The organism is Mesorhizobium escarrei (genome assembly GCF_935825525.1).
Taxonomy (GTDB): domain Bacteria; phylum Pseudomonadota; class Alphaproteobacteria; order Rhizobiales; family Rhizobiaceae; genus Mesorhizobium; species Mesorhizobium escarrei.
Window position 1 is genome coordinate 1,738 of the sequence record NZ_CAKXZT010000164.1, and the last position, 16,806, is coordinate 18,543.

The window sequence follows — 16,806 nt, forward strand, 5'->3', positions numbered from 1 at the left end:
GAGAAGTTCGCGAGCGTGCGCGATGTTGGCCTTGGCGTGCGCACTGGCGAGCAGCCCATAGTTGCTCCATCATCACCGAAGGCATCGGCATTTCCGCCCCAATGCTGAAAAAGCGTCCGCCTTTGTGGACCTTCTTCGGGCTGGCGCTTCTGGCGGGCGGCCCAGCCGTCGTTGGCCTCTGGATCGGCAGCCTCGCCTATGCGCCGCAGTGGTCGGCGCTGGCGCTGGCGATCGGTGCCGGAGCCATCCTGCAGGTCATCGTCGAGGTCACTGCGTACCTGATGAGGTCGGATGGGAGGGGCCCGGCGGCGCTAACAGCGCCAGCCACCATGGCGGGGTTGGCGGCCGGCGTTTCCTTCATGTATGTGACGGCCATGCTCGTCAAAGTCTGACCGACCGCATTCGGGATCAAGTCTCGGTCCCAAGGTCCTCGAAGCGGCAGTAGTAGGTGATCCGGTCCGTCGTGCCGCCGTTCAGCGGTATCCCGCGAAGGGTGACGGTGACGATTTCGCTGCGCGGTTTCGCGACGATCGTGCCGTTGACGGTCACGTCGGGGTAGTCGTCAGGAACCAGCGTGAACGGCGTCTCGCCATTCCTCGTCTCTCCGAGCCGGACGTTTCCGAAGTCGTAGTCGCCCTCGGCGGCAAAGGTCGGCTCCATCCTGTCATCCGACAGGAGCAGGTAGAATGAGCCGGCGGCGGGATCGCTCTCTGGGATTGTGCCCCAAAGCGACATCTCGGCCTTCTCCTTGGTGGGCTGGATTTGCGCAACCAGGTTGCGGCATGTGACTCGGCGCCGAACCATGACCCCGCGCAATTCGCCCCTATATTATTGGTATCGCGATCCTACCGGCGCTGAAAGAGGGGCAACATCGGCGCCGGTCGTGACCCCTCAGCTGGTCAGGAAAAGCGGAATAAATCAAACGGTTCAGACACATTGGGGTAGAGGTAATGGTTGGCGCCGGTTCACACGCCATCGCGTGAAGAAGGCCAGGACCCTATTTTTCGCAAAGCCTCCGTGGCCCGCGATAGGGCTGGAAAGTACAATCCTCAGCCCTGAACGAGCGGTAGGACCGGGAACAAGCGCGCACATTGCATGCGACCGGCGCATCCGCATCCGCCGATGCTGTCACGGCCTCGCCTTGGGGCTCGCCGGCCGCATCGGCAAGTGCCACCGACATGAAGTTTCGCCAGATCGCCGCCGGCAGTTTTCCGCCGGTCATCTTGTTCATCGGCGAATCGTCGTCGTTGCCGATCCACACGCCGGCAACCAGTGGCTCGCTGAAGCCGATGAACCAGGCGTCACGGTGGTTCTGGCTGGTGCCGGTCTTGCCCGCGGCAAAACCGTCGATCGCCGCTTCCTTGCCAGTGCCGCGCGCCACGACCAGCTGCAGCAACCCGACGAGGTCGCGTTGAACGGCGCTCAGATCCACGTCCGGCTGTTTTGACGGGCCGACGCGAAAAGCCTGCGGCTGGCCCTCGCTTTGAAACGAGATAATGCCCCATGGCTCGATCGGCGCGACGCCCGCCCGCACCGAAGCAAAGGTGCCGGTAATGTCGAGCAGGTTCACCTCGGATGCGCCCAGCGCCAGCGCCGGCGTCTCGGCCAGCTTGGCGTCGATGCCGAGTTCGCGCGCCGCCGCCGCGACATTCTTGATGCCGACCTCCTGCGCCAGATTGACCATCGCAGCGTTCAGCGACCGCGCGAAGGCCTCGGCGATGGAGACGCGGCCATTATACTCGCCGCCGAAGTTCTCCGGCGCCCAGCCGGCGATCTCGATCGGCCGGTCCTCGACGCGGTCGCGCGGCGACAGACCGGCCTTGAGCGCTGCGTAAAGCACGAACAGCTTGAAGGTCGAGCCCGGCTGCCGCATCGCGGTGACCGCCCGGTTGAACTCGCTCTTGCCGTAGTCGAGGCCGCCGACCATCGCCACCACCGCGCCGTCCGGCGTCATCGCGACCAGCGCCGCCTGCGATGCGTTGGCCTGCTGTCCCTCGGCGTCTAGCGCGTCCTTGACCGCCTTTTCCGCCAGCGCCTGAAGCCTTGGAATGATCGTCGTGCGCACCTTGATCGTGCCGCGATACGGCCCGGCGATCTCGCGCGCGTCCTGGATCACCCAGTCGGAAAACCAGCTGCCGGCGCGCTCGGCGGGCCGCGTCGGATGCAGCGTGGCGAATTCCGCCTTGGCCGCCGCCGCGCCCGCCGCCTCGAGCTTGCCGTTCTCCACCATCACGTCGAGCACGACCGAGGTGCGCTCGGCGGCACCTTGCGGATTGGTCAGCGGGTTGAGCTGCGACGGTGCCCGGATGATGCCGGCCAGCAGCGCTGATTCTCGCAGATCGAGCTCGTTGACCGCCTTGTCGAAATAGACCCGCGCCGCCGCCGGCACGCCGGTCGCGCCGGCGCCGAGATAGATGTTGTTGAGATAGCGCGTCAGGATCTCGTCCTTGCCGAACTTGCCCTCCAGCCAGAAGGCGATGACCAGTTCCTGGATCTTGCGTTTGAATGTCCGGTCGCTCTCCAGATAGAGGATTTTTATCAATTGCTGGGTGATGGTGCTGCCGCCCTCGACGACCTCGCCGGCGCGCAGATTGCGCCAGATCGCCCGCCCGACGCCGCGAAAATCAATGCCGTAATGCTCGTAGAACCGCCGGTCCTCGATCGCCAGCACGGCGTCGATGAGATGCGGCGGAAATTCCTCGCGCTTGGCGTAGCCGCCCTGAAACGGCCCCTGCTGCACGATCGGCGTGCCGTCGGCGCTTTCCAGCACCACCACCGGCTTCAGCGATCCTTCGGCGATCTCCTGCCACGGAACGTCGCGCAGCGCCCAGTAGAAAAGCCCGACGGCCAGCGCCAGCCCGGCGATCGAGGCGAGCGCCAGCGCCCTGAACCACGTCAACCGCCGTCTGCCCGCGCCCGCCGGCCGGCCGCTTTCGCTTGCCGCCCGAAAGCCGCGCCACCGCTCCGCGAGCGGCGTCATCGTCCCCGGCAGCCCCCTGATCGAACCCGCAATGGCTCCGAGCCGGGCTTCCAGCCGCGAAATGTCGGTTTCCCCCACCCTCGCCCGCAGCCGTGCTGCCGCCGCCGACAGTTTCCGCGCCGCATTATGTGCCGCCACGGAAAAATCCTGGCGCAGCGCGACGACGAGTTCACCTGCCGCCCTGCCGCTGCGGCCAAATGACGGCCGCGATTGGTCATCCCGATCGCTCTCGCTCTCCGGAGCTTTCTTCTTGCCGGCCATCAAGTTTTCATTCCGCGCGTCCCTGCCGTTTTTTAGGCTCCGTGCAAATTTTTCACCTAGTCAGGGAAGTTCGCGGAATTCGAACTGCTCAGCAAGAGAAAGGTTCGGATTGGCGTACCTCGCCTGTCGTTTGCACATCATGTGGACCACTTCGATGCCAGATAGGATAATGGCGGCGGTGATTTTCAAATAAGTGGTGCGCTCGGCAGGGCTTGAACCTGCAACCGCCAGATTCGAAATCTGGAACTCTATCCAACTGAGCTACGAGCACGTCACCGACCCCTTTGGGCCGGCTATCGAAGCAAGGCCCCTTCCGGCAATCGCAGGGCGGCGGCAATGCGACGGAGCTTGATCGGGTCGGCGTCGATGCCGCTTTCGAGGTCGGCGATCTCGTTGACCGCCAGTCCGAATGTCGGCGCCAGTTCCTCAATGCTGTAGCCTATGGAGTCCCGGATCGCGCTGACGACGTTGGCGACGGCGTCGACCGCGGCCGCTGCGGTTTCGGGCACAGCGTAATCTTTGCCGGAATAGGACATGGGCAACTCCATTGATCGAAATCGGGCCGGTCTGCGACCTGTTGAATTCTCCGGTCTGCTGATGACGTTCTCACGCCGCGCCGCCAGCGAAATGGCCCGACGTGTCGAACGGATTTGCGCCACGGTTCTGGGGGCAAATGCGAGCATCATGACCGATGCCTTGGCTTGGGCGGGCATGTTTCACGGAATTGGTGCAAGGCTCCTTCGCGACTACGCCGAACAGATCGGACTTGATCCGGCCTTCACGATCCATGATCGGGAGGACAGCGCCGACCTGATGAACCTCGTACGGCACGCGCTCCGCTTCTCCAAAATGGAGAGCCGGTTTCCAACAAAGGGCACCTGCCTGGCGATCTACTCCCGTACCGTCAATTCGGAACGGCCAATCGACGAGGTGCTTGGCAGCTTCTTCCCATGGTGCGGCGGGCTGGAGCGTGCAATTGCGTGAGCTGTTCGCGTCCCACGTCGAGACCAAGCAGGCACAGAACGTTCTCGATTATGATGATCTTCTGCTCTATTGGGCGCAGACTGTCAGCGATCCTCTGCTTGCAGCCGATATTGGCGGCCGCTTCGACCATGTGCTGGTCGACGAATACCAAGATACCAATCGCCTGCAGGCCTCGATCCTGATTGCATTGAAGCCGGGTGGCCGCGGCCTCACGGTCGTTGGTGACGACGGTCAGTCAATCTATTCCTTCCGGGCGGCCTCGGTTCGCACGAAAAACCTTTGGACTGAACGCCAGTCCGCCGAGCGCCCGCGGCTGGTCACCGTTCGCGACGAGACGGAACAGGCGCGTTACATCGTCGAGCATGTTTTGGAGAACCGCGAGGTCGGCACCACGCTGAAGCAACAGGCGGTGCTGTTCCGGACCTAGTCACAGCGGCCCCCTTGAAGTCGAACTGACCCGGCGAAATGTCCCGTTCGTCAAGTTCGGTGGGCCAAAATTCCTCGACAGCGCACATGTGAAGGACGTGCTGGCGATGCTGCGCTTTGCGCAGAACCCGCGCGACTGCGTGGCCGGCTTCCGGCTAATGCAACTGCTTCCGGGCGTTCTACGCTTCGGTCGAGCAGCGCGACAATCCCGAATTGCGCGGCAAACCTGTGGCCGTTGGCAGCGCACGCGAGCGGGGCGTTGTGGCCGCTGCGAGCTATGAAGCCCGGAAATTCGGGGTACGCTCAGCCATGCCGTCGGTCACGGCGAAACGAAAGTGCCCGGATCTCATCTTCGTGCCGCATCGCTTCGACGCTTATCGGGCGGACTCGCAGCAGATCCACAAGATCTTCGCCGAGCATACGCCGCTCATCGAACCTTTGTCCCTCGATGAGGCATATCTCGACGTTACCGAGAACCTGCAAGGAATCCCCGTCGCAACCACCATCGCTGAGATGATCCGCATGAAAATCAAGGCGGAGACGAGCCTCACTGCATCGGCAGGTGTCAGCTACAACAAATTTCTGTCCAAACTCGCTTCCGATCAGAACAAGCCTGATGGTCTGTTCGTCACCACCCCGAAAATGGGACCCGCCTTCGTGGAAGAACTCCCCGTGGGCAAGTTCCACGGTGTGGGACCGGCAACGACCACCAAAATGAACCAACTCGGCATCGAAACCGGCCGCGATCTGCGCGACCAGTCCCTTGCTTTCCTTCAGCAGCATTTTGGAAAGGCGGGTGCCTTCTACTACTGGATCGCGCGCGATGTCGACGAACGTCCAGTTCGAGCAGACCGCATTCGCAAATCGGTTGGCGCCGAGGACACGTTCTCAGAAGACGTGTTCACGCTGGAGGCGGCGCGAGCAGCGCTGGAGCCTTTGATCGAGAAAGTCTGGAGATACTGCGAGGACCGATCCATTCGCGGCCGAACGGTTACGATGAAGGTCAAATACGCGGATTTCCAACAGATCACCCGCAGCCACACGGCGCTCGGGCCTATCGGGAAGCAGGGCGAGATCAATCATCTCGTCGACGCTCTGCTCGACCCGCTCTTTCCTGTCGGCAAGGGTATTCGTCTGCTCGGCGTGTCATTGTCATCGCTTGGCGAAAGCTCGCCTGACGCGGGAGACCAACTGCGCCTACAGATCTAGCCGGGGTAAAGACGATGCGATTGCATACCGAACCCGATACCGACTGGAAGAACATTTTCCAGCTTTGGCGCGCGAACGGCGAGGCGGTGCCGTTTAAAGTCGCGAAAAGCACCTGGAGCGCTGACGCCGGTCACTTCCTGATCGTTGAGGGTGTGGAGGTCAAGAGATGGCCCTACGGTGCTGCATGGGGGGCAATACTATTGGAACGGTGTGCCCGGGCCCAAAGGCGAGAAGGTCAATCAACCCGGACATTTACCTGACGCAAAATATGAAGTGCGTACGCGCAATTCGGCATTTCTCGATCACATTAGTCGCCGTCAGAGCGCTCGCTCTCGGCCGTGGTCGGTTTTTTTACGATGGCTTGCCGCAACACCTCGTTTATCCGATCCTGCCAGCCCGGCCCATCCTCCTGGAAATGGTCCAGTACAGCCCGATCGATCCCTATCGAAACGAGCTCCCTGACATTTGGAGCAGCCGAGGATGCGCGAACCGGTACCGCCGGTTTCTTGATTGGCTTGAAGGCTGCTTCAGCGGCTTCCATCGGATTTGTCGGTCGGCGCGGGGGATTTACCATTCTCGTGAACCTAATTTGGAGATGATCCCCCGCTTGTTCGGGATAATGCATAGACGCGCCAGTACAATAGCCAATGCTGGGTGATCCGATATACCGCATCGCTAACGATCGCTGCCGCGACTTGGTATCCCGGGAGTTGTCCATGACGATCTGACGCGCAGGCACAGCCGGGGTCCACGGTCATCGCCGCTGGTAGCCCGTCATCTCGAGATAGCCCTTGCCAGGGTGTGTGCCGGCCACCCGCACCGGACCTTCCCAATAGGGGATGCTGAGACCCATCCAGGCCTGAGAGTTGAGCGCGCCGACGGTGACGTCGAGCGCACGGTCGGGCAAGACGAGACGCCAGCGCGTAGGAATTTCGCGCCCCTCCACCCAGCTCGTCTCCAGCGGGGTCGCAACGAGCTTGCCGTCGCCGTAGGGCGTCACGGCACCGTCCGCCGCGATCCAGGTGGCGGAGGTGAAGCCGCTGTCAGCGGCATCGCGCACGCGGAAACCCATCAGCTTCTCGCCTGTGTCAAAGGAAAGCGAGAACCAATCCCAACCGTTTTGGTCGTCCGCCAGCGGCTGCGACGACCATTCGCGATCGAGCCACGCGGTGCCGCGCACCCGGATCTCACCTTCCGGCAGACTAATCGTTCCCTCAACTGAGAAAAAGGGCTGGGAATAGTAGTAGCTCGCCTGCCCTTTCGCCGACTTGACCGAGTAGCCGCCGGCGCCGTGGAAGACGAGCGGGCCTTCGGCATGCATCGCGATGTCGTAGGCGAAGTCATTGCCGGTCGCGCTGAGCTGAAGTCGGTCCAGGCTGTCGCCCTCCATCTGCCAGGCGTCGATCCAGGCCGCGAAGGGCTTGGCAATCACACCCGCCTGGCCGATGCCGCCGCGCGCGAAACGCTCCGTGGAGAGGTGGGTCGCGGCGCTGGTCACAGCGGCATGGCCGAACCACACCTGCGGGCTCTCCCATCCCTCGGCCTCGCCCGGCGCGAGCGCCGAGCGGAACAGCGTCCATTGCAGGCCGTAGTCCGCGCCGTCGGGCCCGGTGAGGTTCGCGGTCAGATACCACCACTCGATCCGGTAGTCCGGATGGGCTCCATGATCCTGCGGGAACTCGAACCGCTTGCCCGGTTCCGGAACGGCGAAGCCTTCGGCGTCTGTGCCGAGCCCGGCAAAGCCCTGGGCGAAGGCATTGCCGACACCCAGCAGCAGGAAAATGAGCGCCCTAGCGTTCATTGGCGAATATCCTCAGCAGCCCGGTCGGCTCCATGCGCGACAGCCGCCACGCTGGCCAGAGCGCGGCGAGCAGCGCGGCGGCGAGCGCGAAGAGCATCAGGCGGATGTATTCGACTGGAAACAGGTACATCGGCAGGCGCCAGCCGAACGCCTCGACATTGACAATGGCAAGCAAGACCCAGGCGAGCGCCAGGCCCAGCGGCAAGGCCAACACGGCCGTGATCGCGGCAAGCAGGACGGTACGCAGGATTTCTAGCCCGGCTAGCCGGCGCTGGGTGGTCCCCATCGCCCATACGGGCGCCATCTGCGGCAGTCGCATCGCCGCCAGCGTGAGCAGGCTCATCAGGATTGCAAACGCGGCAACCGCCAGCGTCAGCACGTTCAGCGCATCAGTCACGGAGAAGGTGCGCTCGAACACGGACAGCGAGAACGCCTTGATCGCCGCCTGGTCGATGATGCGCGCGGGTGGAACGTCGAACGCCTCCGTGAGCGCCCGGCGCAGGCCCTGAGGATTGCCGGTGCGAACGCCATAGCGGCTCGGCTCGATGGCCGGGAACGTCTGGCGAAACAGCGCCTCGCCGACGATGGCCTGGCCGATGGGATTTCCGTAATCGCCGACGACGCCCGCGACCGGCAGCGACAGCCCGGGGCCGAGCGCCAGCGTGTGGCCGACGTGCAGCGCGGCGCGGCGCGAGAGCTGCTCGTTGATTACGACCGCCCTGCCCGCTTCGATCTCGTCCCAGACGGCGGGGATTGCGTCGAGGAAGCGCCAGTTTTCGCGGTAGGTGTAGCCGACACGCACCCCGAAAATCTCCGCCGGCAAGCCGGCGAGCGTCGCTTCGACCGACATGATCGGCAGCACGGCGTCAGCGTGCGCCTCGAGAAAACGTTCCAGAGCCGCCCGGTCCGCGACCGCGTCCGCATCGACGTACAGTTCGGCTGACAGGCGCTGGTCGAGGAAGCCGACAAAGGTCAGGCGGAAGCTCGAGACCATGGTGGAAACACCGACATTCGCAGCCATGGCTAGCAGCAGGGCCATCAGTGCAAGCCCGAGGCCGGGCAGTTGCTGACGCGTATCGGCCCAGAACCATTGCGCCATGGCGCGAACGGCTTGTGCTTCGCCAAGACGAAGGATTGCCGCCAGGCAAGGCGGCAGTGCAAGTGCTGCGCCGAGCAGTAGACAGGCAAGCAGCGCGAAGCCGGCGGCCAGCCCGCCCCCAGTGACGGCCAGCACGCCCGCCGCCGCGAGCAGCACGACCGCGGCTGCAGCCTGGAGCGTTCGCGTCCGTCCCGAGCCCAGCGCCCAGGCGCGGCCGCCGGCGCCCGCAACGACTGGCATCCGCGCCAGCCGCCACAACGCGCTCGCGGCGGCGAGCAATGCGCCGCCGAGCGCCATGGCGATTCCCGAAAGCCACCATGCCGGGCGGATCTGCAGCGTGCCTGCAACGTCGGCGCCATAGAGGCCCCGTATCGTCGCGGCCACGTCCGGCAGCAGGAGCGCTGCGATGAGATAGCCGAGCGCGATGCCGAGCGCGCCGGCAAGCGTCGCCAGCACGACAAGCTCGGCGATCATCAGGACGACCAGGCGGCGGAGCGGCACGCCGAGGGCGCGCAGGGTGCGGATCACGCCACGCCGCTGCTCGAAAGCAAGGCCGATCGCACCGTGGACGATGAAGATGCCTACCGCGAAGCTGAGGAAGCCAAACGCCGTGAGGTTGAGATGGAAGCTGTCGGTGAGCCGGCCGACATCGGTCGCACCGTCCGCACGCTGGAGTACGAGGTCCGGTGCGATATCCGCCAGCGGCTGTTGCCGCAAGGGCTGCTCCGGCAGGACGATCAGGCGGCTGATGCGCCCGGCGCGGCCAAGCAACTTCTGGACGACGCCGATATCGGCGAGCACGCTGCCCGGCGCGACCGCCTGATCGACCAGAACCGGGTTGGGCATGTTCGCCTCAAGGAGAGCGGCCATTTCCGGGCCGGCGACCAGCGTTTCCGCGCGCAAGAAGCGGTTGAGGTCGGTGCGGGCCAGTGCTTCGCTTGCAGCGGAACTCGGCGGCGCGGTCAGCGGATCAACGCCGACCAGCCTCACGGCGGTACCGCCGACGCGCAGCCTTCCCTCCACCACCGGACTGACCAGCCAGCCGGCACGGCGCAACGCGACGAAAAGCGCCTGGGGCATGGAATCCCCCTCGCGCGGCATCAGCTGGTGGAACCGGCCTTCGGCCAGCGTAGCGGCAGCTGCATCATAGCTCGCGCGTGCCTCGGCGTTGATCGCCTGCACGCCTGACCAGAGGGCCGTCGCCAGCGCGAGGCCGAGCACCAGCGTCAGCAATTGAAGCCGGTTGCGTCGCCAGTGCGAAGCCAGTGCCTCGAGGACAGCGCCGGTCATGCAAGGCGGCCCTGGCTGAGATGCGCCCGGCGCCCGAGACGTGCTGCAAGACGCGGGGAGTGGGTGACCATCAGGAGCGCTGCGCCGGTCTCCGCCACGAGCGCGAGGAATTGCTCCATCACCCCGTCCGCCGTCGCCTCGTCGAGGTTGCCGGTCGGCTCATCCGCGAGGATCAGCTTCGGCCGCGCCGCGAGCGCGCGGGCGATCGCCACGCGCTGCTGCTGGCCGCCGGACAACTGCTCGGGGTATTTCCGCAGTTGCGGCTCCAGGCCCAGTGCGTGGGCCAGTCGTGAAAGCTCCTGCGGTTCTGGCGTGCCGATCAGACGTGCCTGAAAGGCGATGTTGGCGGCGACGTCCAGGGAGGGGATGAGATTGAACTGCTGGAAGATGATGCCCACCGTGCTTCGCCTGAGCCGGGCGCGACCACTGTCGTCGAGCGCGGTGACCTCCTGCCCATCAAGCCCGACGCGCCCGCCGTCGGCAGCGTCCAGTCCTGCCACGAGGTGGAGCAGCGTGCTCTTGCCCGAACCGGATTCGCCGGTCAGCGCCAGCGTCTCGCCGGCGTCGAGCGAGAGTGTCACGCCCCGCAGGACCGGCACCGGGCCTTCCGGGCCGGGATAGGATTTCAGCAGGTCTTCGATCGAAAGCAGCATGCACCACAGCTACAGTCTGTGGCGAAAAGGAAAAGCGCTGCAGTTGATAATTCCCCAGAGGAAGCGCTGCTGCCCTGCAAGACCGCAGCTGGTTTCAAGCGGGAAGCCGACAATTGTCGCGTAGAACCAACCACCAGGCTTTGTCTTCTCGCGGACTTCGAACAAGGCGGCGATCACGTCGGCGCATTCATCGCGCTGCACCGGGTCGTCGCCAACCTTGAAAGTGATCCAGGTCCCAAGCCCGCATGCGGCCTCAACGCCAGAAGCGCCTCTTGTTGACAAAGGTATGGTGCGCTTTCGCGGCGTCCTCAAGAAGCTTGGATTTGTCTTCGGCGCTGTAGAGATCCTTCGCCCCAGCCACCTCCGAAAGCTCCAGCGCTGCCAGCATATCGGGGGCGGTGGCGATATCGTTGAGGCTTCCGAGCCTATCCTGCAGGTCCTTCAGGGCCTCGATAAACCGTCGATGGCGTTTGGCTTCCGTCTTGTTGTTGTAAAGCGGCTCGAAGAACTCCGCCGCATAGCGCAGTTTCTTTGCGGCGATGCGCACTTTATGACGGCTCTCGTCATCGGCATCGATGAGGTTGTCGCCGTCCTTCGCCACCTTTTTCCGAAATTTATCAAATACCATCGAGGCGAAATCCGTTGACGACTGCACGTGCAACGTTTCGTCCGATTGGGTTCGCCAGCCCTCGATGGAGATCCACTCGGTGGCATCGATCATCAAGGAGCGGGCGCGCGTTGAGGAGAGCGATGCTTCGACCGCCGCATAGGCCTCGTCACGTGCTTCACGAAGGCAGCTTGAAAGAGCCTCGCTCGAAGCACGGTCGATCATCACGTCGATATTGCGCGCATCGCCAAGTTCCGAGGTAAGCCATTTGAATTCTTCTCGCAGGTGGTCGAAACGGCTGTCATCGAACAAGCACTTGGAGATCGAGAATAGGGAGCGCAACCGTCGCAGCGACACCCGAGCCTGGTGCAGGGCCTCGGCATCGCCGGACCAGCCCAGCGCCGCCTCATTGAGACGAAACTGTCTGAGACAAGCCGCGGCGATGCACGCGAAAGCCGTTGCTGCGCTCATGTCGGACGTGAGCGGGGTCGGAGCCGCTTTCGCAGCACCGGGCGCCGGGCCAAGCAGACGATAGCCCCGTTCCGCTTTGCTCATCACCCCGAGATGCGCCGGCGTGATCAGGTCGACTTTCCGGGCGAGCGCGAACAGCGCTCTCGGTGGGCCCGCCTTCTTTTCCAACTCGATCTCGCATAGCGGCGCCTCGCGATCGGCTGCAACGACCTTGCCGATATCCAAAGCGACCTCGACCGTGGCGTCGTCATCAATCACATTCCAGGAATGCCGTTTGACATGAACCTCGAACAAGGGCGCGAGCTTTTGGCCAGCCCCTGCAAGCAGGTCCCGGACCTGCGGATCGTCAAATATCGGTGTATCGCCAGCGACCGGTCGCTCCCATTCCTCGCGTGTGAACGATCCGGCCGCGGCGCCATCGCCGGCTTTGACGGTTTGTATCCGTTCATTTCCCGATTGCCGAATGCGAAGCGACAGGCCGCGCTTGATCAGATCCCATCCGGGGGTGTCGAAATAGATGGATCTCTGCTGAAGAATGGTGGGCGAGGATCCGAACGGATTTTTCTTCAGGAGCGACCCTGCACCCGACCGCGAAAGCTCGAGCTTCAGTTCCGTTTCCTGCATGATGGCCTCGCGCAGCGTCGCTTCACGGTAATCGGAGGGACCCACCGCATGATGGGTCATAAAACTGTCACAAACAACCGCCCGCCTCGACCAACTGCGGCCAGAGCTCAAGCCGGCGAATGACAATGCGCGAGCCGGAACCACACTTCTCAGTCCTCGTTCATCCGATGATGCAGGAGAAGGACACAGAGATGGCTACCAAAGAAAAGAAAGAAAAGAAGGAGGCGAGCCGCGTGGTGAAGGGGCAAGAGCTGGAGGTAGAGCACCTGACGGAAATTGCCGACGTCTCGCCGAAACAGGCGCGTGCTTTGTTGCGTAAGCACGGTGCTGACTGGCCCAAGCTCAAAGACGAAGCCGAGGATTTGAAGGAAGACTGAAACTCTCGGCGCGGCCTCTTCTCTGTCTCTCCGCCCCATTGCGGAGCGGCCCTGCCCGGCCGGTTAACGCCCCTCTGGCGAAGGCCGGTTTGCGCTGGCGATGCTCATATGTAGCGTGAATTTAGTTTCAGCTGATAAAGGTGCTCTGCTAGACTTCAAGGCGAGACAGCCATCGCACTGGTTCTGTTTGCGATTTTTTATGAGGAGCCGTTGGTGGAGGCACCGGCATCGAGTTTCTGAACCATGGAAGCCCAGGTGTAAGGCTGAAGGTGAAGTCATGACAAAGCGAGAGACGGTAGCGCGCGCCATCGCAATTGCACTGCATGGGACCGACGCTTTCACGCCGAATTTCCTGCGGGCGGTCGGCGCCGCAATTGAGGCCTGTCGCAACGTGGAAGACGAGCAGGCCATTTGGCGAGACGCCCACAGTGTCGCGGGCTAAGAATTGCCCCGCATCCTATCGGGGATTTCGAAGGAGCCGGGGCTTGCCGCCGCATTGGCAAACTTTGCGATAAAGCATCGGAACCGCGTGTGACCGCGAACACTCCCCGCGCCAGCATGTCGGCCAAGCGCCGGCAAGCCATCTTCAGCGAGCAATGCACCGCTCACAACATCGCGCCGCGCTGCCTGTGCCGGCGAGCCTATCCACCGCCACGAAGACCGCTGTATTATCAAACACAAGCGCGCCCTCGCCTTGCTGGCTTGGATGAGAACGCGGCCAGTCTGCACAGCGGGCGTGCGCCCTGCATGAGATCAAATTGGGCGGAACCCTATCCGCTTCCTTGCGTTCCCCAAAACCGAAAGGAGAACGTTTCATGGCTAAAAGCAAACGCAAGCTTCCCAAGAAGATCGGCGGGTTCAAGGTCCCTAAATCGGTGCGGAAATCCACCCTTTTGCGCAACATGCTAGCGAGCCCGGTCGGCCGAGACCTGCTGGCCAATGCGATTACAGCAGGCGCCGGTGCCGCTGCGGCTGTTTTGGTGCGCGAGCGGGGGGAAATCGCCGACGCCACCAAATCGGCAGCTAAGACCGGGGCCAAGAAATCGGCGCGCGCTGCGGGCTTGGCCACGGATATGGTACAGAGCGCTGCCTCCGCGATGATGGCGGTCGTTTCGGAAGCCGCACACAAAGTTCTGCCGGAACAGAAATCGCGTGGAGACAAGGACCGGGACAGTCGCGCGCGCCGAGCCACGCACTAGAGGCAAGGCGCGTTCCGGACGCTCGCTCCGGCTTGCCGAAATTCGTGGAGCGGCGACTTCTTCAGCCCTATTCGGACACGATTTTACACCGCGTAGAAGGCGCCGCCGCTGTGAGGGCATTGGGGGTGCTGATCCGGAATCATCCCCGAACTGCACTTGATATGCTTGGCTCTGGCCTTGCCCAGGCCGGCCGAGTCGGCATCCGTGAAATCAAGAATAAGATCAAGGGTGATCAATCCAAAGCTCCACATGCCGGGATGCCGAAGCTTACCAAACGCCAGTTGCGACGACTCGCTCGCACTGTGGCCGACGAGAGCGGATCATGAAGAGCACAATTGCTGGCCAGGCGTACCACTCAATCCGGCTGTGTCCTCTCCGAAATTGCGAATGCCTGAAGCTTCTTCGAGTTGGCAGGGTCTAGGTGGTCAGCGTTGGCAATGAGAGAATAGAATGCCGCTCTGGCGATGTCCTTCTTTGAAGCCTTCGGGTGCGCCTCGCGACTGTTCATGACCACTATCCTAGCGTTCGAGCCACAACAGCATCAATTCGTGGGGCTCGGTTTGGTTCTAAAAAAACTAAAAGAACCCGCCGTCACAGCCGCCGGCGGCTAGTCGATGAAGCCCACTAGCCAAGCTGCTAAGCAGCCGCTTCGTCCTTGCTCGCAGCACTTCCCTTGCACCACCTGCAAAGCATGTCAAAGGACCAGGCGCCAGCGCAAGGCCCGCTGCTTTGAAGGCGTACCGATGAGCGACGAGCAATGTAGCCTGGATTTCCGAGCCATTGCATACCGGAGAAGTAGGAAACTGAGAGGCCTTTGTTTCGGAGAGACTTTTCGCATTGAGCGATGTAGCCTGTGAGAGATGACGTCAAACCCACTCGTTTCCAAACTGGAGTACGGTACCACGCTGAGCGATGACGACCGCGCGCGGCTGGAAAAGCTTTGCGAGCACACGGTAGAGGTTTCGGCGCGCAAATCTATCATCGAAGAGGGAGATAAGCCCGACAATGTGCATCTCGTTATGCAAGGTCTGGGCTGCCGTTACACGCTGCTGGAGAACGGCAATCGATCTATAACGGCGTTGCTGCTTCCGGGAGACTTCTGCAACCTGCATGTCGCTATCCTTGGTCAGATGGATCACGGGATCGCAACGTTGGCGTCGTCTCGCATTGTGAAAATTCCCCGGACAACGATCGAAGACTTGATCAACAACCCGCGAATCGTGCGGGCTCTATGGTGGTCGACTCTGGTTGACGAGGGGACGATGCGCGCATGGCTGGTCAGCGCGGGCCGCAGGCAGGCCAATCGCCAGATGGCGCATCTTTTTTGCGAATTGCTGGCACGCCTGGAGGCGGTCGGCCTTGCCGACGAAGGAAAATTCGACTTTCCCGTCACGCAAGAGGATCTCGGGGATATACTTGGAGCTTCAACAGTGCACGTGAACAAAACGCTCAAGGCACTGCGGGAGGACGGGCTTGTCCTTTTCGATGGCAAGCGTGTGACCATACCCGATCCGACCAGACTGGCCGAGTTTGCCGAGTTCGACCCCTTATATCTACATCTGAGAAAACGCCACACCCAAGAGACCGTCGCGCCTTCGGCGTACTTAGCGGGTCGTGCGTGAATCCCACGACTTCCAGATGCCCGCGGTCACAGCACCTAGCAAGGTCGAGACGCAGCTCGCGATCGCGCGCAATGATCCGCGCCGGCCGGCTGTGCTAGGTGCTGAGCTGATAATCGGCCGCAGGGAAAGCCTTAAAGCTTCGGCCCTAGATCACGGCGCAAGAGACGCGCTTCTCTCAGGATCGAGGCACGATCAAGCCCGATCAGCGATACAATGTCGCGTATCTGCTGCTCAGTTGCACCTGACTGCTGCGCAAGTGAGCGCACATAGTCCTCTGTCGGGCGGACCCGCCCTGCTTCTTCTGCCATCAGACAATGCCTTACGTTTGGGGCAGGAGTGCGATGCTCGCTCCCAAGCGTCAGCGCCCATTGTGTGTGGCTGGCGATCTCACATTGTACCGACTTGCATAGATTTTAGCCAGATGGAAGCGTGTTCGCCAGCCGTGGATGTCCTAGCCATCGAACTCGCCAAGCTACGAGCACGGAATCGTCGGCAGGTTTCTCGACAAAAGTCCCGGCCTTGAAGGCCTCACCTCGGCCCTCGATGTCCGTGGCACTATAAACCTACAAATGGGATGTTGCGGGCCACGAGTTCTTCAGCAACCGAAGAGCTGATGCCGTCCTGCAAGAGCACGTCCAGGATAACGACGTCCGGCTCAACAAGGGCCAAAATTTGTCTTGCACGAACGCAACTTGGCTCTCAGGCTACCGCAAAGCCAGCCTGTTTAAGGGACGCCTCGATGTCAACGACGATCATCGGCTCGTCCTCAACAATAAATGCTAGAGGCTTTTTCATGTGCTCCTCCTTGCTGGGCAGGAGCACGACGTGCACTGACACCACGGCGACCAATTTCATTAGCCTGTCCGGGTCAGAGTGCATGCTCATTTGTTAAACGGGCGAGAACAGATCGCGCCCATGAGAGGCCATGAGCCAACCTTTCAGGCAATCGTCGATTGCATGCTGGAGGCTGATGGACACGTAGGGAGATCATGCGCTCGCTACGCCGGCTGATCGCCGCCGACAACAACGCCAAGGTCGAGGCGCAGCTCGCGATCGCCCGTGCAATGATGCGTGCCGGCCGGCCTATTTGACTCACCGCACTCGACCTTTGCACATCGGCCGTCGATTCGATTGAACCGCGCGGCCTGCGGAGAGGACCGCATCTGATTGGAGGGGTGCTAGGAGCAGCGTGCCTACTACGAC

At 62.5% G+C, this 16,806-nt stretch carries 13 protein-coding genes, 1 tRNA gene and 4 pseudogenes; 6 read left to right on the forward strand and 12 right to left on the reverse strand.

Going from position 1 to position 16,806, the window contains the following annotated elements:
• Window positions 1–392, forward strand: a pseudogene (locus tag NMG80_RS30450) (hypothetical protein); the annotation flags it as partial.
• A 16-nt stretch (window positions 393–408) separates the two neighbouring features.
• On the opposite strand, the gene NMG80_RS30455 reads toward NMG80_RS30450, so the two are convergent.
• The 4 genes from NMG80_RS30455 to NMG80_RS30475 form a co-directional block, all read right to left on the reverse strand.
• The gene (locus tag NMG80_RS30455; protein WP_254021551.1) at window positions 409–735 is read right to left on the reverse strand and encodes a hypothetical protein; all 327 of its coding nucleotides are present in this window, start codon (window positions 733–735) and stop codon (window positions 409–411) included.
• Between the two features lie 262 nt (window positions 736–997).
• Window positions 998–3,241 (reverse strand): PBP1A family penicillin-binding protein, encoded by a 2,244-nt coding sequence (locus NMG80_RS30460; RefSeq protein ID WP_254021552.1) that lies wholly within the window; start codon window positions 3,239–3,241, stop codon window positions 998–1,000.
• 194 nt (window positions 3,242–3,435) lie between these two features.
• Window positions 3,436–3,512: transfer RNA gene (locus NMG80_RS30470), tRNA-Arg, on the reverse strand.
• A 22-nt stretch (window positions 3,513–3,534) separates the two neighbouring features.
• Window positions 3,535–3,777 carry a helix-turn-helix domain-containing protein gene (locus NMG80_RS30475; protein WP_254021553.1) on the reverse strand — a complete coding sequence of 81 codons (243 nt, stop codon included), beginning with the start codon at window positions 3,775–3,777 and terminating at the stop codon, window positions 3,535–3,537.
• A 55-nt stretch (window positions 3,778–3,832) separates the two neighbouring features.
• Here NMG80_RS30475 and NMG80_RS30480 point away from each other — a divergent pair.
• Both NMG80_RS30480 and dinB read left to right on the forward strand, forming a co-directional pair.
• Window positions 3,833–4,830: pseudogene (locus NMG80_RS30480) on the forward strand (ATP-dependent helicase); the annotation flags it as partial.
• A pseudogene (dinB, locus tag NMG80_RS30485) lies at window positions 4,826–5,860 on the forward strand (DNA polymerase IV); the annotation flags it as partial. The pseudogenes NMG80_RS30480 and dinB, both read left to right, overlap by 5 nt.
• Before the next feature lie 307 nt (window positions 5,861–6,167).
• Here dinB and NMG80_RS30490 read toward each other — a convergent pair.
• The 6 genes and pseudogenes from NMG80_RS30490 to NMG80_RS30515 form a co-directional block, all read right to left on the reverse strand.
• Window positions 6,168–6,434 (reverse strand): BrnA antitoxin family protein, encoded by a 267-nt coding sequence (locus NMG80_RS30490; RefSeq protein ID WP_254021564.1) that lies wholly within the window; start codon window positions 6,432–6,434, stop codon window positions 6,168–6,170.
• 180 nt (window positions 6,435–6,614) lie between these two features.
• The gene (locus NMG80_RS30495) at window positions 6,615–7,661 is read right to left on the reverse strand and encodes a lipocalin-like domain-containing protein (RefSeq protein ID WP_254021555.1); all 1,047 of its coding nucleotides are present in this window, start codon (window positions 7,659–7,661) and stop codon (window positions 6,615–6,617) included.
• Window positions 7,651–10,050, reverse strand: coding sequence for an FtsX-like permease family protein (locus tag NMG80_RS30500; protein ID WP_254021556.1), 2,400 nt, complete (start codon window positions 10,048–10,050; stop codon window positions 7,651–7,653). Before NMG80_RS30500 ends, NMG80_RS30495 begins: the two co-directional genes overlap by 11 nt.
• Window positions 10,047–10,703 carry an ABC transporter ATP-binding protein gene (locus NMG80_RS30505; RefSeq protein WP_254021557.1) on the reverse strand — a complete coding sequence of 219 codons (657 nt, stop codon included), beginning with the start codon at window positions 10,701–10,703 and terminating at the stop codon, window positions 10,047–10,049. Before NMG80_RS30505 ends, NMG80_RS30500 begins: the two co-directional genes overlap by 4 nt.
• A gap of 156 nt (window positions 10,704–10,859) precedes the next feature.
• Window positions 10,860–10,991: pseudogene (locus tag NMG80_RS30510) on the reverse strand (aldo/keto reductase); the annotation flags it as partial.
• A complete protein-coding gene (locus tag NMG80_RS30515) occupies window positions 10,957–12,465 on the reverse strand; it encodes a CYTH and CHAD domain-containing protein (protein ID WP_367186031.1) in 1,509 nt (502 codons plus the stop codon). The pseudogene NMG80_RS30510 and the gene NMG80_RS30515, both read right to left, overlap by 35 nt.
• A gap of 65 nt (window positions 12,466–12,530) precedes the next feature.
• Between NMG80_RS30515 and NMG80_RS30520 the strand changes: the two genes are divergently transcribed.
• Together NMG80_RS30520 and NMG80_RS30525 are read left to right on the forward strand one after the other, a co-directional pair.
• A complete protein-coding gene (locus NMG80_RS30520) occupies window positions 12,531–12,782 on the forward strand; it encodes a hypothetical protein (protein ID WP_254021558.1) in 252 nt (83 codons plus the stop codon).
• Window positions 12,783–13,540: 758 nt separating this feature from the next.
• Entirely contained in the window at window positions 13,541–13,981 is a 441-nt protein-coding gene (locus NMG80_RS30525) for a hypothetical protein (RefSeq protein ID WP_254021559.1), read from the forward strand.
• Between the two features lie 83 nt (window positions 13,982–14,064).
• On the opposite strand, the gene NMG80_RS30530 is transcribed toward NMG80_RS30525, so the two are convergent.
• Window positions 14,065–14,217, reverse strand: coding sequence for a hypothetical protein (locus NMG80_RS30530; protein ID WP_254021560.1), 153 nt, complete (start codon window positions 14,215–14,217; stop codon window positions 14,065–14,067).
• A 624-nt stretch (window positions 14,218–14,841) separates the two neighbouring features.
• Between NMG80_RS30530 and NMG80_RS30535 the strand changes: the two genes are divergently transcribed.
• Entirely contained in the window at window positions 14,842–15,603 is a 762-nt protein-coding gene (locus NMG80_RS30535) for a Crp/Fnr family transcriptional regulator (RefSeq protein ID WP_254021561.1), read from the forward strand.
• 699 nt (window positions 15,604–16,302) lie between these two features.
• Here the strand turns inward: NMG80_RS30535 and NMG80_RS30540 are convergent.
• Window positions 16,303–16,458, reverse strand: coding sequence for a response regulator (locus NMG80_RS30540; RefSeq protein ID WP_254021562.1), 156 nt, complete (start codon window positions 16,456–16,458; stop codon window positions 16,303–16,305).
• Window positions 16,459–16,806 lie beyond the last annotated feature (348 nt).

Excerpts from the sequence above, each read along its gene's own strand:
- NMG80_RS30455 (WP_254021551.1), bottom strand. The coding sequence starts at position 735 with ATGTCGCTTTGGGGCACAATCCCAGAGAGCGATCCCGCCGCCGGCTCA.
- NMG80_RS30490 (WP_254021564.1), bottom strand. The coding sequence starts at position 6,434 with ATGGTAAATCCCCCGCGCCGACCGACAAATCCGATGGAAGCCGCTGAA.
- NMG80_RS30495 (WP_254021555.1), bottom strand. The coding sequence starts at position 7,661 with ATGAACGCTAGGGCGCTCATTTTCCTGCTGCTGGGTGTCGGCAATGCC.
- NMG80_RS30520 (WP_254021558.1), top strand. The coding sequence starts at position 12,531 with ATGCGCGAGCCGGAACCACACTTCTCAGTCCTCGTTCATCCGATGATG.
- NMG80_RS30500 (WP_254021556.1), bottom strand. The coding sequence starts at position 10,050 with ATGACCGGCGCTGTCCTCGAGGCACTGGCTTCGCACTGGCGACGCAAC.
- NMG80_RS30505 (WP_254021557.1), bottom strand. The coding sequence starts at position 10,703 with ATGCTGCTTTCGATCGAAGACCTGCTGAAATCCTATCCCGGCCCGGAA.
- NMG80_RS30460 (WP_254021552.1), bottom strand. The coding sequence starts at position 3,241 with ATGGCCGGCAAGAAGAAAGCTCCGGAGAGCGAGAGCGATCGGGATGAC.
- NMG80_RS30475 (WP_254021553.1), bottom strand. The coding sequence starts at position 3,777 with ATGTCCTATTCCGGCAAAGATTACGCTGTGCCCGAAACCGCAGCGGCC.
- NMG80_RS30535 (WP_254021561.1), top strand. The coding sequence starts at position 14,842 with ATGACGTCAAACCCACTCGTTTCCAAACTGGAGTACGGTACCACGCTG.
- NMG80_RS30515 (WP_367186031.1), bottom strand. The coding sequence starts at position 12,465 with ATGACCCATCATGCGGTGGGTCCCTCCGATTACCGTGAAGCGACGCTG.
- NMG80_RS30540 (WP_254021562.1), bottom strand. The coding sequence starts at position 16,458 with ATGAAATTGGTCGCCGTGGTGTCAGTGCACGTCGTGCTCCTGCCCAGC.